This window comes from Streptomyces sp. WM6386, assembly GCF_000972385.1.
Lineage (GTDB): Bacteria > Actinomycetota > Actinomycetes > Streptomycetales > Streptomycetaceae > Streptomyces.
In genome coordinates this window covers 1-413 of record NZ_JXTE01000543.1, presented here as the reverse complement: position 1 = coordinate 413, position 413 = coordinate 1, and the positions used below count along the sequence as shown (strand labels likewise).

General features: G+C 72.2%; 2 protein-coding genes. Both read left to right on the top strand.

Going from position 1 to position 413, the window contains the following annotated elements; translation table 11 throughout:
• Window positions 1-371, top strand: a 371-nt coding sequence (locus TN53_RS42625; RefSeq protein WP_046264292.1) for an SLATT domain-containing protein, incomplete at its 5' end; no start/stop codon positions are given.
• Window positions 344-413, top strand: a 70-nt coding sequence (locus TN53_RS49735) for a hypothetical protein (RefSeq protein WP_420719176.1), incomplete at its 3' end; no start/stop codon positions are given. The genes TN53_RS42625 and TN53_RS49735, both read left to right, overlap by 28 nt.

Genomic DNA, 413 nt, shown 5'->3' with positions numbered 1-413 from the left:
ATCTGGCGCTGCTGGGCGCTGGCGCGTGCGTGGCCGTGGACCGGTTCTTCGGGGTGACGTCCGGGTGGATAAGGGATGTGGCCACCGCGCAGGCCGTGCAGCGGCGGTTGCAGGTGCTGCAGTTCGACTGGGCCTCGGAGAGTGTGCGGGAGGTTCTGGGGCCGGCCGAGGGCACCGCGGGGGAGGCGGCCGATCGGTGTCTCGGGGTGCTGCGGAGGTTTTCCGAGGACGTGACCGAGTTGGTGCGGGTGGAGACCGCGGACTGGATGGTGGAGTTCCGGACGGGGTCGGCGGCGGGGGCGGGGGTTGGGGGTATCTGGCGCTGCTGGGCGCTGGCGCGTGCGTGGCCGTGGACCGGTTCTTCGGGGTGACGTCCGGGTGGATAAGGGATGTGGCCACCGCGCAGGCCGTGC